We start from the raw sequence: 13,969 nt of genomic DNA, 5'->3' as shown, positions 1-13,969 counted from the left end.
ATTGACCGGCGTGAGTACGCAGGATCTTTCAGAGCAGCAGCAAATCCGCCGGGAGAAGAGGCAACGGCTTATCGGCGAGGGCCGTGATGCCTACCCCGTCGAAGTTGACCGTACGACCTCGCTGAAGGACCTGCGGGCGAAGTACCAGGTCGTTGAAGAGGGCGAAGGCGACGGTGTGACCCGCCTTGAGGCCGGCCAGGAAACCCAGGATGTGGTGGCCGTCGCCGGCCGCATCATGTTCCAGCGCAACACCGGCAAGCTCTGCTTTGCCACCTTGCAGGAGGGTGACGGCACCCAGTTGCAGGTCATGTTGTCGCTGGCAGAGGTGGGCGAGGAAGCCCTCGCGCAGTGGAAGGCTGACACGGACCTGGGTGACATTGTCTCGGTTCGTGGGCGCATCATTGCTTCTCGACGAGGCGAGCTCTCCGTCCAGGCACAGTCCTGGCACATGGCCTCGAAGGCCTTGAGCCCGCTTCCGGTCGCGTTTGCGGACATGAACGAGGAGCAGCGCGTCCGTCGCCGCTACACGGATCTGATCATGCGCGAGGATGCGCGCAAGAACGCCATGACCCGCATCAAGGTCATGGCCGCGGTGCGTAAGTACCTGACGGGCCTGGACTTTGTGGAGATTGAGACGCCGATGCTGCAGACGCTGCACGGCGGTGCTGCGGCTCGTCCGTTTGTCACCCACTCCAATGCGCTGGACATTGACCTCTACCTGCGCATCGCGCCGGAGCTTTACCTGAAGAGGGCCGTTGTTGGTGGCCTGGAGCGCGTCTTTGAGATCAACAAGAACTTCCGCAACGAGGGTGTGGATTCGTCCCACTCGCCGGAGTTCACCATGTTGGAGACCTACCAGGCGTGGGGCACCTACAAGGACGGTGCCGAAACCATGAAGGGTCTTGTCCAGTTCTGTGCCCAGGAAGTCTTCGGCTCCCAGAAGGTCACGCTGGCTGACGGCACCGAGTACGACTTCGGCGGCGAGTGGAAGGTACTGGAGATGTACCCATCGCTCAACGAGGCGCTGCAGCGTAAGTTCCCGGGCCAGCCTGAGGTGACCATCGATTCCTCCGTGGAGGAACTCAAGGGCATCGCTGAGACTATCGGTCTGAAGGTTCCGGAGAATGCAGGCTGGCTGCACGGCAAGCTTGTTGAGGAAATCTGGGAGGAGCTTTGCTCCGACCAGCTCTATGAGCCGACCTTTGTCATTAACTTCCCGGTGGAGACCTCCCCGCTGACCCGCGACCACCGCGAGCAGCCGGGTGTGACCGAGAAGTTCGACCTTTACGTCCGTGGCTTCGAATTGGCCACCGGCTACTCCGAGCTCATCGACCCCGTGATCCAGCGCGAGCGCTTCGAAGACCAGGCCCGCCTGGCGGCGCATGGTGACGACGAGGCCATGGTGCTCGACGAGGACTTCCTCGCCGCTATGGAGCAGGGCATGCCGCCGACAGCAGGTTGCGGCATGGGCGTGGACCGCCTGCTGATGGCCTTGACCGGCCTGGGTATCCGCGAGACCGTCCTGTTCCCGATGGTGAAGCCGGAGGCGTAACGACGATGCGCCGTTGGCCCCTCGCAGCAGCCGGAGTACTCCTCGCAGCCTCGTTGGCGGGCTGTGGCAGTAGTGAACAAGCAGAGCTTGCGGAGCCAACGGTGCCTACCACGCCAACCACAACAACGTCGCAGCTGCCCCCACCGGATTGCTCCACTGATGCAATCAAAAATTCGCCAGGGCTTGAAGAGTTTGAGCTGTATGGTCCTTGCGAAGGTGGCTTCACTCGTCCCGGAGTTCCGAATTCCGGCAACATCATCCTCGCGCAGTGGGATGGCAAGCACTGGGTAGAAGTAGAGCCGGACGGCGTGTGGGACGGCATGGGTATGGCGCGGCCGTGCTTTAACCCGGGTCGTCTTGAGGAGCTCGGCGTTCCCGAATCCCTGGCGGATAAGGAGCCACGCTGCGGCGTATACCCGCCTGGTCAGGAGCCGCCGCACAAGAAGCAGGCGAAGGCTTCCACCCCTGTGCCGACATCGAGCACACTCGACCCAAACTGGGGGATTAAGCGCGACAGCGATGGCGTGATTATCGAGGCGCAGTTTGAAGGGGTCAAGCGTCAAATCTCTGCGCCGAATTGTGATGGACGAGGAATTCTCATTCTCGATTCCGTAATTGCGGACGGAGATATTGGCTCGACACACTCCAAGCTTGCGTTTGACATTGCGTATCTCGGCGATGGAAATGCTGAGTTCACCTATCCAGGCCACTGCCCGTCGCTTCGCGCACAGGTCGATGGCAACGACATCTACCCGGTGTATCTCGACTTTGGTCACGACACGGATGCGCTGTGTGCTGCGAAGAAGGACTACGGCGGGAACGCGCGAGTGTTGTCGGATCGTGAGGAATATCTCGACCCCTGCTAATTGTGCACGGTGGTTATAACCAACTAACGTTTGATGTGACTAAACCATGTGGTTGAAAGGAGCATCAGCATGGCGACCACTAAGGCGAGCCTGCAGGATCAGGCTGCCGATATCCTCGCCGGAATCGGCGGGGCCGACAACATCGCGTCGATGACACACTGTGCGACCCGACTGCGGTTCGAACTCAACGACGCCTCCCTGGCCGACAAAGACCGCCTCGAAGCAAACCCGAAGGTAATGGGCGCGGTCCCCCAGGGCGGCAGCCACTACCAGGTCATCGTCGGTGGTGACGTGGCTACGGTGTACAACGCGATCAATAACCTGCCCGAGATGGCGGGCCGCTCGGTTTCCAACGATGAGTTGAAGAAGCAGCAGCGCGACAAGGCCAAGGGCAAGATGCCGTGGCTGGACGCGTTCTTCGAGTACCTCTCGGACTCGTTCCGTCCGATCCTGGGTGTGCTGTTGGGCGCGTCGCTGATCATTGCGTTTGCGGCGTTCCTTGACGCGTTTGAGATCGTGAACTTCCACGCGGAAGTGAAGACGCCGGGCTGGCAGTTCGTCGACGCCATGTGGGGCTCGGTGTTCTTCTTCCTGCCGGTGGCGGTTGCCTACAACGCGGGCAAGAAGCTCAACATCGACCCGTGGGTGCCGGCCGCGATCATGCTGGCGTTGTTCACCCCGGACTTCGTGGATCTGACCGAGCACCCGGATGCGCGAGTGATCGATCTGTTCGGCGCGCCGACCGACGTCATCGACGTCTTCGGCCTGCCCATGATCCATAACGGCTACAACGGCAACGTCTTCGTGCCGCTGATCATGGCCGCGGTCGCTGCGTTGCTTTATAAGGGATTGCAGAAGATCATCCCGTCTACCGTGCACATGGTGTTCGTGCCGTTCTTGACCCTGTTGGTCATGATCCCGGTCACCGCGTTCATCATTGGCCCGTTCGGCTACCTGCTCGGTGCCTGGATTGGTACTGGCTTGGCATGGATGAACGGCAACGCACCGTTCCTGTTCGCGCTGCTCATTCCGATGCTCTACCCGTTCCTGGTGCCGCTTGGTCTGCACTGGCCGCTCAACGCGTTGATGCTGGTAAACATCAACTCCCTTGGCTACGACTTCATCCAGGGACCAATGGGTGCGTGGAACTTTGCCTGCTTCGGCGCCACCGCCGCGGTGCTCGCCCTGTCTATCCGTGACCGTGACCCGCTGATGCGCCAGACTTCCGGTTCCGCACTTGCCGCGGGCTTGCTGGGTGGTATTTCGGAGCCGTCGCTCTACGGTATCCACCTGCGCTTTAAGAAGATCTACCCGCGCATGCTCGTCGGCTGCTTCGCCGGCGGCCTGACTATCGCGATCCTGGGCACCCCGTTCGGTGGCGTGAAGACGAACGCGTTCGTGTTCACCTCCATCCCGACCATGTTCGTGTTCGACCCAATGTGGGTCTACATGATCGCCATCGCAGTGGCGTTCTTCACCTCGTTCTTCATCATCCTGATCACCGACTACCGCACCCCTGAGGAGAAGGCGGACGCGCTTGCTCGCGCGGCTGCTGCTCGTGAGGAGGAGCCGGTTGCGGTTGTGGGGTCGTCGCAAAGCACTGAAAGCACTGTGCTCGCTCCTGTCGCTGGTGAGGTTGTGGCGATGGCAGCGCTTAACGACGCCGCCTTCGCCTCCGGCGCCCTCGGCCAGGCTGTTGGTGTGATTCCGGCGAATGACAAACTCACCGTGGTTGCGCCCGCTGCGGGCAAGGTGATTTCTGTGGCAAAGACGGGCCACGCGTACGGCATCAAGACTGATGACGGCGCGGAACTGCTGGTGCACATCGGCATCGACACCGTGAAACTCGAGGGCGAGGGCTTCACCCCGCTGGTAGAGAAGAAACAGGAGGTCGCTGCCGGTGACGCACTGGCGGAGGTGGACTTCCCGGCGATTGCCGCCAAGGGGGTCGACACCACTGTGATCACCACCGTGGTCAACTCCAAGAAACTCGGCGGAGTAAACGACGTGGCCGATGGCACCGTCGAAATTGGAGATGCCATCCTCGAGATCACGCCCGCCGAGTAGGCTCGGTGGCATGACTGAGCGCACAGTTCTTCACGGCATTGGTGTGTCCGCTGGTACTGCCTGCGGACCCGTCGCGGTAGTGACCCCGGCGGTGGGTATCGATAACCACGAGCCCGCCTCCGTGAACCCCGAGGCGGATGGTCAGCGGATACGGGAAGTGTTGGGGGAGGTGGCGTCGTCGTTACGCGAACGCGCGGCGCACGCCAACTCGAAGGCGTCGCAGGAGGTGCTCGAGGCCACCGCGGCGCTGGCCACGGATCGTGGCCTGATCCGCGGGGTGGACAAGGAACTGAAGAAGGGCAGCGGCCCCACCAAAGCGGTACACGACGCGGTGGAGACGTACGCGAACAAGCTGCGCAAACTCGGCGGCTACATGGCCGAGCGTGTCACCGACCTTTACGACATCCGCGACCGCGCCACCGCACGCCTTCGCGGCTTGCCGGAGCCGGGCGTGCCGGATCTGACGGCACCGTCTGTGCTGGTCGCGCACGATCTTGCGCCCGCCGAGACCGCCACACTGGATCCGGCGATGGTGCTCGGCATTGTCACCGAGGCGGGTGGCGCGACCTCGCATACTGCGATCCTCGCCGCCCAGCTCGGCATCCCCGCCGCAGTGCAGGTCAAGGGCATTTCCGATGCGATTGTCGACGACCCCCGCATCGCCCTCGACGGCAGCACCGGCCAAATCATCGTCGCCCCGTCCGATGAGGACGTCGCCGAACTCGACGAGCGCTCCCGCCGCCGCGCCGCCGCACTGGAAGGCTCCGCCGGCGCCGGCGCCACCCGCGACGGCCACGCCGTGAAACTGCTGGCCAACATCGGCACCGCCGAAGACGCGGTGAAGGCTGCGGGCTACGACCTGGAAGGCTCCGGCCTGTTCCGCTCTGAGTTTCTCTTCCTGGACCGCGACTCCGCGCCCAGCGTGGACGAGCAGACCGCGACCTACACCAAGGTCCTCGAGGCCTTCGGCGAGCGCCGCGTGGTGGTGCGCACCCTCGACGCCGGCGCCGACAAGCCGCTGTCGTTTGCGGACCTTGGCGAGGAGGAAAACCCAGCCCTCGGTCGCCGCGGCCTGCGCCTGTCCAAAGCCCGCGAGGATCTGCTCGCCGACCAGTTGGAGGCACTCGCCAACGCGCAGCGTAACGTGCCGGACGCCGAACTGTGGGTCATGGCGCCCATGGTCGCCACGGTCGAGGAGGCCGAGTGGTTCGCTGAACGCGCCCGCGCTGCTGGCCTGAAGCAGGTGGGCATCATGGTCGAAACCCCTGCGGCCGCGATTCGCGCCGGGCAGGTGCTAGACGTTGTGGACTTCGGCTCCATCGGCACCAACGACCTTTCCCAGTACACGATGGCCGCTGACCGCATGCAGGGCGAACTCGCCGAACTGCTCTCGCCCTGGCAGCCCGCGGTGCTGTCCATGATCCGCGAGACCTGCCGTGGCGGTGAAGCTACTGGCAAACCCATCGGAGTGTGTGGCGAGGCCGGCGGCGACCCGCTCATGGCCCTCGTCCTTGTCGGCCTTGGTGTGAAGTCGCTATCTATGGCACCCGGCAAGGTCAATGCCGTGCGCGCGGCACTGCGCCTGCACGACATGGATACCTGCCGGAAGATGGCCGATGCTGCCCTTGCCGCCCGGACCGCTGAAGATGCACGTGAGGCGGTGCTTGGGATCGCGGATTCGGTAATTCTTGACCTACTGTGAACCGCATAGTCTAGTATTGGCAGACAAGGTTGTTCACAATAGGGAAAGGGCTTCCCCATGAAGCGTTTCGCGTCCATTGCTTTGTCTGCCGCAGTTGGCCTTGGCCTCGTTGCTTGCTCCAGTGATTCAGGCGGTGAAGAACCGCTCACCGTCCTGGCGCAAGCCACGCCCCACGCGGAGATTCTGCGCTACGTCGACGAGCAAAATCCGGAGTACGAGCTGGATGTCAAGGTCATTTCTGGTGGGTCGGAACCGAACATGTCGGTGGCCAACGGTTCCGCAGACGCGAACTTTTACCAGCACTCGCCGTACCTGCTGGACTGGAATACTCAGACTGGCAAGAACCTGGTCAACATCGTCGGAGTCCACATTGAGCCGATGGGGATGTACTCCAACTCCATCAAGTCCATTGACGAGTTGGAGCAGGGGGCGAAGATCGTGACTCATAACTCGCCGTCCAACCTTGCCCGTGCGCTGATCCTGCTGGAGGCCAACGGTGTCATCGGTCTGGACCAGGAGATCGATCCGGCAAACGTGTCCAAGATCAACCTGCAGTCGATCACCGACAACCCGAAGGACATTGAGATCGTCCCGGTCGAAGACACCCTGGTTATTCAGTCGCTGTCGGACGAGTCTGTCGCCGGTGTCATCGTAACCTCGAACTTCGCTCTGGAAATTGGCCTGAACCCGTCGGAGGACTCTGTCATTGCCGAAAGTCCGGAGAACAACCCGTACGTGAATATCCTCGCAGCCAATGAGGACGCGGCGAAGGATCCCCGCATCGAGAAGCTGGCGGCGGACCTGAGCTCGCCGGAGACCGCAGAGTGGATCCGCGAGAAGTACAGCGGCTCCGTAATCCCGGTGAATTAATGAAAAGCCACGGTATCGACGTCGACCCGCAAGGCCGGTGCGCCCACTGGCACTCGGAGTGCGACGTCATTGCCAATACCTGCGGGTCCTGCCACAAACTCTGGGCCTGTTCGCTGTGCCATGACGAGTTGGCGGATCACCGGTTTGTGGGCGTCGATAAGCAACTGCGCTCTGTGATGTGCGGCGCGTGCGGGCACCCGTTTAATCCGGGCTGCAAACTGCATGAAAGTGTGTATTTCAGGGATGTTCGCTAAGGGTGAACATCCCCTCTGAGCACTGCTTTTCGAAGATTCCACGCCCCCGGCAGCCAAAACGTGGGAAGTGATGTCGCACCCCGGCGTTATGGTGGTGGACAACGATTTAGCTATAGAAGGGGTCAGCCATATGTTCGAGCGGTTTACCGACCGGGCCCGTCGCGTCATCGTCCTGGCGCAGGAGGAAGCGCGCGCGCTCAATCACAACTACATGGGCACCGAGCACATCCTGCTCGGCCTGATTAAGGAAGGCGAGGGCGTCGCCGCGAAGGCCCTCGAATCCATGGGTATCAACCTTGAGGATGTGCGCCGCGAGGTCATCGACATCATTGGCCACGGCACCCAGCCGGTCACCGGCCACATCCCGTTTACCCCGCGCGCCAAGAAGGTCCTGGAACTCTCCCTGCGTGAGGGTTTGCAGATGGGCCACAAGTACATCGGCACCGAGTTCTTGCTGCTCGGCCTGATCCGTGAGGGCGAGGGCGTTGCAGCCCAGGTGCTGATCAAGCTCGGCGCTGACCTGCCGCGTGTGCGCCAGCAGGTTATCCAGTTGCTGTCTGGTTACGAGGGCGGCGAGGCACAGAATCCGGAGTCCCCGCAGCAGGGCGGCGGACCGGGCTTTGCAGGTGCGGGTGCTGGCGGCAACCGCGCAGGTGGTGGCGGCCCGCAGGGCGGCGAGCGTTCCAACTCGCTCGTACTCGACCAGTTCGGCCGTAACCTCACCGCAGCTGCCAAGGAAGGCAAGCTCGACCCGGTTGTGGGCCGTGACAAGGAAATCGAGCGCGTCATGCAGGTCCTGTCGCGCCGTACCAAGAACAACCCGGTGCTCATCGGTGAGCCGGGCGTCGGTAAGACTGCCGTCGTGGAGGGCTTGGCGCTCGACATTGCGAACGGCAACGTCCCGGAGACCCTGAAGGACAAGCAGGTTTACTCGCTGGATCTGGGCTCCCTGGTTGCAGGTTCGCGTTACCGCGGTGATTTCGAGGAGCGCCTGAAGAAGGTGCTCAAGGAGATCAACCAGCGCGGCGACATCATCCTGTTTATCGACGAGATCCACACCCTCGTCGGCGCCGGTGCCGCCGAAGGTGCGATCGACGCTGCTTCGCTGCTGAAGCCGAAGCTGGCTCGTGGCGAGCTCCAGACCATCGGTGCCACCACGCTTGACGAGTACCGCAAGCACATTGAGAAGGACGCCGCCCTTGAGCGTCGTTTCCAACCGGTGCAGGTGGACGAGCCGAGCATCGAGGACACCATCCAGATTCTCAAGGGCCTGCGCGACCGCTACGAGGCGCACCACCGCGTGTCCTACACCGACGATGCGCTCAAGGCCGCCGCGAACCTGTCGGATCGCTACATCAACGATCGTTTCCTGCCGGATAAGGCAGTCGATCTTCTCGACGAGGCCGGCGCCCGCATGCGCATCAAGCGCATGACCGCCCCGGATTCCCTGCGTGAGGTCGACGACCGTATCGCCGAGGTCCGCAAGGAAAAGGAAGCGGCGATCGACGCCCAGGACTTTGAGAAGGCAGCCAGCCTGCGCGAAACGGAGCGCAAGCTCACCGAGGAGCGCGCCGCGAAGGAGAAGAAGTGGCGCTCGGACGACCTCGAGGACATCGCCGAGGTTGGCGAGGAGCAGATCGCTGACGTGCTGGCCAACTGGACCGGCATCCCGGTGTTCAAGCTCACCGAGAGCGAGTCGAAGCGCCTGCTCAACATGGAAGGCGAGCTGCACAAGCGCATCATCGGCCAGGACGAGGCTGTTAAGGCTGTGTCCCGTTCCATCCGCCGCACCCGCGCAGGTCTGAAGGATCCGAACCGTCCGTCCGGTTCGTTCATCTTCGCTGGCCCGTCCGGTGTGGGTAAGACGGAGCTGTCGAAGGCGCTTGCAGAGTTCCTCTTCGGCGACGACGACTCCCTGATCCAGGTGGACATGGGCGAGTTCCACGATCGCTTCACGGCGTCGCGTCTCTTCGGTGCCCCTCCGGGATACGTCGGCTACGAAGAGGGCGGCCAGCTCACCGAGAAGGTGCGCCGCAAGCCGTTCTCGGTCGTGCTTTTCGACGAGATCGAGAAGGCCCACAAGGAGATCTACAACACCCTCCTGCAGGTGCTGGAAGAAGGCCACGTCACCGACGGCCAGGGCCGCAACGTGGACTTCAAGAACACGGTGCTGATCTTCACCTCGAACCTGGGTACCTCCGACATCTCCAAGCCGGTCGGCCTGGGCTTCACCGGGGACACCGCCGCGGATTCCGAGGCGCAGTACGAGCGCATGAAGGGTAAGGTCCACGACGAGCTGAAGAAGCACTTCCGCCCGGAGTTCCTGAACCGTATCGACGAGATCGTCGTGTTCAAGCAGCTCTCCCAGGAAGAGATTGTCCAGATGGTGGACCTGCTCATCGCTCGAGTGGACAAGAACCTGGCCGCGCAGGACATGGGCATCGAGCTCACCGAGAACGCCAAGAACCTGCTTGCAGTCCGTGGTTTCGACCCCGTGCTGGGTGCACGTCCGCTGCGTCGCACCATCCAGCGGGAGATCGAGGACATCCTGTCCGAGAAGATCCTCTTCGGCGAGATCGGTGCCGGGGAGATCATCACCGTGGACGTCGAGGGTTGGGATGGCGACGTGGAGACGGCCCGCAAGGATCGCGGCAAGGCCGCCCCGGATGCGACCTTCACCTTCACCCCACGTCCACGCCCGCTGCCAGCGGAGGCCTTCGACGTCGAGCTGGAAGAAGAGGTCCGCGACATCGAGCCGGAGCGCACCCAGCCGGAGTCTGAAGCCTCCGAGTTCCCGGATGAACGCGACACGACCGCGGAAGATCAGAACGGCAACGAGGGCAAGGAAGACAACGGCCCCGAGCCGGTGTAGCCCCACCAGGCTGCGCCACCGAGTATCCCCAGCATCCCAAGGATGCCGAGGACTAACGCGGTGATCTCCACCGCGTCAAGCCCCTTCACCACCTCATATGCAGGATGGTCGGAGGGGCACACCCGTTTCATAGGCTGTTCGGCGAAACGATCATCCATCCACGCAATCGCATTATCGGCCTGCAAAAGCAGGGGAGCGGCATGGCCCGAACCAGGAACGCGTGGCGTCAACTGCAGACGCCCCGACGACAACGGTTGCGTCGGGGAACCCGGCACCACCACGCGTCGGTACTCCACCTGCGCACCGACGGCGCAATAGTCCTCTGCCAGTTGGGTGGCTTGCGGCTCCGGAACGAGGTCGTCGTCGGCATTCGTCATCACCATGATCGGCGCAGACGGCGCGACGGTGCCCATTTTGTTCAGTTCCAGATACTTCGCCAGCCGCTCATCCGAGTGCACCACTTCAGCGAACGAGTTGCCTGCGGTGAACAGTGTGGAAGGGTCGGCCGGCGCAGACAACGAGGCGTCGACCACGCACGAGTTTTTCAGTCCTTCGAGCCAGACTTTGCCCTCGTCGGTGAGGTGTTCCTGCAGGGCCTCGCCGAATTCCGAGTAGCTTTCGGAGTAGCTCGCAGCGGCAAAACCGGCCACAGCAGTAAGCATCGGGGCGGTACCTTGCTCCAGCACACCCAGCGGGTCGGCTGGCGGAGCACCGGAGAACGTTCCCATCACGTTGAGTTCGGGGGCGTAGTCGGCGACGAGTTCCGCAGCGGCCGCGGCAGCGCCACCGCCTTGGGAGTAGCCCCAGAAGCCCACTTTTTGGTTTGGTTTTGCAACGGCGCGGGCGGCGTCGATAAGCGCATGCCCCTGATCCACCCTGTTCAAGTAGGTGTGCAACCCATCGGTGCCCAACCCGATGTAGTCGGTGACCACTACGGAATAGCCGGCATCCAGCAGCTTCTGTACCAGGGGCGCCTCATAGTTAATGTTCACGGTGCCGTCTTCGATGCGCACCAGCATGGACGAGCCTGCCGACGGCGCGCACTGATCACCCAGACCACGCGTGCCCGGTGCGAGCGCGATGAGTCCCTTCGCGCGGCGGTGCTTGTAAAACGCCCCGGTCACCGCGACCTTCTCGCCCTTGTCATTCGTGGTGGTGTAGCGGATGCGCTGGCCGGTCGACCCTGGCACCCGCTTCACTGCGTCGAGGGAACCCGCCTCGTTACCTGGTGCGCCGGCCAGTGGTTTCCACGATGACTCCGGAAGCGACGACAACGACGACGCGTCGCGTACCACCTCGAGTGTCGACGACCCCACCGACGACAGCGACGACAACGACTCCGCGCTCAGGTCCGCAGCCTGCGCGGATGGGGCCAATAACACCGGAATGAGCAGGGAGCACCAACGTTTTTGCATGTACAGCAGTGTAAACTGCCGGCTATGGGATTCCAGTTTCGTAAGCGCCAGAAGCTCAGCAAGGACAGCTGGCTGAATTACTCCGGTTCGGGCGTTTCCGCCTCCAAACGCGTCGGGCCAGTGACCATCAACTCCCGCGGCGGCGTATGGGTCAAGCTGCCGGGTGGACTGACCTATCGCGGTAAGTGGAAGTAACCGCGCTCATCCTGTTCAGCGAGGCCGTCCTCCAACAGTGAGAACAGGGCGCGTGAGCGTTGGGCGTCGTCGGGCCAGACGGCGTCGATAATCGCCTGCTCAACCGGCGAATCTGCCTCGCGCAGTACCTTCATAATCTTGCCACGCACCTGCCTATCCGTGCCCTCAAAACGTTGCGACGGTCGCCGCTGCCCCTCTTCAGGCTCCGGCCTGCCCGCCGCCAACCAGGCACAATCCTGCGCAACCGGGCACGCATCGCACTTCGGCGCCTTCGCGGTGCACACCAGCGCACCAAGCTCCATCAGCCCGACCGAAAACTCCGGACCGCTGTCCTCCGGCAGCAGGTGCGCAACCTCCTGGATTTCCTTCTTCCCCGGCACCCCCAGCGCCTGGCCGCGCTCCACACGCGCCACCACGCGACGCACATTCGTGTCCACAACCGGCACGTTCTTCCCGTAGGCGAAACACGCCACCGCCCGCGCCGTGTAGTCCCCAATGCCAGGCAGTGCCAGCAGCGCGTCCACATCGTCCGGCACAACGCCGCCATGCTTATCGACGATCACCTGCGCGCACTCCCGCAACCTCAACGCCCGCCGTGGGTAGCCGAGGTTGGCCCAGGCGCGCAGGATGTCGTCGATACGCGCCTGCGCAAAATCGTGCGGAGTCGGCCAGCGCTCAATCCACTCCAACCAAATGGGGGCAACACGCTCCACCTGAGTTTGGTGGCTCATGACCTCGCTGATCAGCACACCCCACGGTGACGTGCCCGGTTTGCGCCACGGCAAATCCCGTGCGTTGGCGCGATACCAATCAACTATCTGATTTGGGCGAATATTCTGCACAATGCGTGCCACAATAGCCGGTATGACTAATGCAACAGAGCTCCAGGCCGCTACCTCCCCGCGCGAAGTGTGGGACCTGCTTCGCGCAGGCAACGAGCGATTCGCCACCGGCAACACCGTCGCCCCGCACCGCGACGCCGAAACACTCCAGCAGCTCACCTCCGGCCAGAACCCAGCCGTATGTGTCATCGGTTGTTCTGACTCGCGCGTGCCCGTCGAGCTGCTTTTCGACGCCGGCTTCGGCGACATCTTCGTCATCCGCACCGCCGGCGGCTGCGTCGACTCAGCTGTCTCCGCATCCGTCGAGTTCGCCGTCGACGGCCTCGGCGTAGACCTCGTGCTGTTCCTGTCCCACGAAAAGTGCGGCGCTGTCGGCTCCGCAGTTCAGGCGTTCGAGTCCGGCGAGATCCCGCACGGCCTGACCCGCCTGTTCGTCGAGAAGATCGCCCCATCCATCGTCGAGGCCGAAAAGCGCGGCGAACAGGTCGAACAAGCCCACGCCCGCCACGGCGCCGAGCACCTGGTTGCCCGCATCCCCGCCGTCGTCACCGGACTGGAAAAGCGCCGCATCGGTGTGGTTGGTGCGCGTTACCGTCTGTCCGACGGCCGTGTCGAGACCACTTACGAAAACTTCGGTGATTAAGTTATAAGCATGTCGAACCAGCACCCATTGCCCCCGGAGATCTACATGCGTCGCCGCGTCGCGGCCCTCGTCATCCTCCTCGTGGTTGTGGCGTTGCTGGTCTGGGCGCTTTCCGCCATGGCCCGCAGCGGCGGATCCGGATCGGATGGGGCAACCGAAACCTCCACCGAGCAAACCGTGAACCCGACCGTGGCTACCGAGCCGACCGTCGCCGCGCCTGAGGAATCTACGTCTGAGACTGCGTCCGCATCCCCGTCCGAGGAACCTTCCAGTGTTGAGGCCGCACCGGCCCGCACTGGCGCATGCGAACTCAAGGACCTACGGATCAAGGCGTTGCCGAACCAGCCGTCCTATGCCGCAGGCACCGAGCCGGTGTTCTACATGGAAGTGGAAAACCCGACCGACACCGACTGCGTCATCGACCTTGACGAGAACATCCTGCGCTTCGAGGTGTACGACATGCGTACCAACGAGCGCATGTGGGCAGACACCGACTGCTACCAGCCCGTCGTGTCCGGCACCCAGACCTACAAGGCGGGGGAGAAGCAGGGCTACCAGGCTCGCTGGTCCGGCACCGTATCTCAGCCGGGTAAGTGTGATGACCGTCCCGCGATCGAGCCGGGGTCCTACTTCCTGCACACGGTCATCGGCGACAATGCTTCGGAAGCAGCCCCCTTCAACATCACCTAGT

At 63.0% G+C, this 13,969-nt stretch carries 12 protein-coding genes; 9 read left to right on the top strand and 3 right to left on the bottom strand.

Going from position 1 to position 13,969, the window contains the following annotated elements:
* Nucleotides 1-10: 10 nt before the first annotated feature.
* From lysS to HMPREF2736_RS00955, 5 genes are all read left to right on the top strand, one after another.
* Nucleotides 11-1,552 carry a lysine--tRNA ligase gene (gene lysS / locus HMPREF2736_RS00975; protein WP_070820576.1) on the top strand — a complete coding sequence of 514 codons (1,542 nt, stop codon included), beginning with the start codon at nucleotides 11-13 and terminating at the stop codon, nucleotides 1,550-1,552.
* Between the two features lie 5 nt (nucleotides 1,553-1,557).
* Entirely contained in the window at nucleotides 1,558-2,418 is an 861-nt protein-coding gene (locus tag HMPREF2736_RS00970; protein ID WP_141761567.1) for a hypothetical protein, read from the top strand.
* Between the two features lie 69 nt (nucleotides 2,419-2,487).
* Entirely contained in the window at nucleotides 2,488-4,485 is a 1,998-nt protein-coding gene (locus tag HMPREF2736_RS00965; protein WP_070828693.1) for a glucose PTS transporter subunit IIA, read from the top strand.
* A gap of 10 nt (nucleotides 4,486-4,495) precedes the next feature.
* Nucleotides 4,496-6,187: a phosphoenolpyruvate--protein phosphotransferase gene (gene ptsP, locus HMPREF2736_RS00960; RefSeq protein WP_070828692.1), complete on the top strand. Its 1,692-nt coding sequence runs from the start codon at nucleotides 4,496-4,498 to the stop codon at nucleotides 6,185-6,187.
* A 57-nt stretch (nucleotides 6,188-6,244) separates the two neighbouring features.
* A complete protein-coding gene (locus tag HMPREF2736_RS00955) occupies nucleotides 6,245-7,057 on the top strand; it encodes a MetQ/NlpA family ABC transporter substrate-binding protein (RefSeq protein ID WP_070450280.1) in 813 nt (270 codons plus the stop codon).
* Here the strand turns inward: HMPREF2736_RS00955 and HMPREF2736_RS12845 are convergent.
* The gene (locus tag HMPREF2736_RS12845; protein WP_168167605.1) at nucleotides 7,054-7,281 is read right to left on the bottom strand and encodes a hypothetical protein; all 228 of its coding nucleotides are present in this window, start codon (nucleotides 7,279-7,281) and stop codon (nucleotides 7,054-7,056) included. The two genes, HMPREF2736_RS00955 and HMPREF2736_RS12845, sit on opposite strands and share 4 nt — an antisense overlap.
* Nucleotides 7,282-7,441: 160 nt before the next feature.
* Here HMPREF2736_RS12845 and HMPREF2736_RS00950 point away from each other — a divergent pair, with 160 nt between their 5' ends.
* Entirely contained in the window at nucleotides 7,442-10,183 is a 2,742-nt protein-coding gene (locus HMPREF2736_RS00950) for an ATP-dependent Clp protease ATP-binding subunit (RefSeq protein ID WP_070422490.1), read from the top strand.
* On the opposite strand, the gene HMPREF2736_RS00945 is transcribed toward HMPREF2736_RS00950, so the two are convergent.
* Complete coding sequence (locus HMPREF2736_RS00945) at nucleotides 10,135-11,598, bottom strand: lipase family protein (protein ID WP_070828691.1); 1,464 nt, start codon at nucleotides 11,596-11,598, stop codon at nucleotides 10,135-10,137. The two genes, HMPREF2736_RS00950 and HMPREF2736_RS00945, sit on opposite strands and share 49 nt — an antisense overlap.
* Before the next feature lie 24 nt (nucleotides 11,599-11,622).
* Between HMPREF2736_RS00945 and HMPREF2736_RS11825 the strand changes: the two genes are divergently transcribed.
* Entirely contained in the window at nucleotides 11,623-11,793 is a 171-nt protein-coding gene (locus HMPREF2736_RS11825; RefSeq protein ID WP_083319467.1) for a DUF4236 domain-containing protein, read from the top strand.
* On the opposite strand, the gene HMPREF2736_RS00940 is transcribed toward HMPREF2736_RS11825, so the two are convergent.
* Nucleotides 11,772-12,524, bottom strand: a complete 753-nt coding sequence (locus HMPREF2736_RS00940; RefSeq protein ID WP_371326396.1) for an HhH-GPD family protein — start codon at nucleotides 12,522-12,524, stop codon at nucleotides 11,772-11,774. The two genes, HMPREF2736_RS11825 and HMPREF2736_RS00940, sit on opposite strands and share 22 nt — an antisense overlap.
* A 133-nt stretch (nucleotides 12,525-12,657) precedes the next feature.
* On the opposite strand from HMPREF2736_RS00940, the gene HMPREF2736_RS00935 reads away from it, so the two are divergent.
* Both HMPREF2736_RS00935 and HMPREF2736_RS00930 read left to right on the top strand, forming a co-directional pair.
* On the top strand, nucleotides 12,658-13,278 hold the full coding sequence (locus HMPREF2736_RS00935) for a carbonic anhydrase (protein ID WP_070828690.1): 621 nt from the start codon (nucleotides 12,658-12,660) through the stop codon (nucleotides 13,276-13,278).
* 9 nt (nucleotides 13,279-13,287) lie between these two features.
* Nucleotides 13,288-13,968, top strand: coding sequence for a hypothetical protein (locus tag HMPREF2736_RS00930; RefSeq protein ID WP_070828689.1), 681 nt, complete (start codon nucleotides 13,288-13,290; stop codon nucleotides 13,966-13,968).
* Nucleotide 13,969 lies beyond the last annotated feature (1 nt).

It is taken from the genome of Corynebacterium sp. HMSC036E10 (assembly GCF_001836265.1).
Taxonomy (GTDB): Bacteria; Actinomycetota; Actinomycetes; order Mycobacteriales; family Mycobacteriaceae; genus Corynebacterium; species Corynebacterium coyleae.
This window is presented reverse-complemented; position numbering and strand designations above follow the sequence as displayed.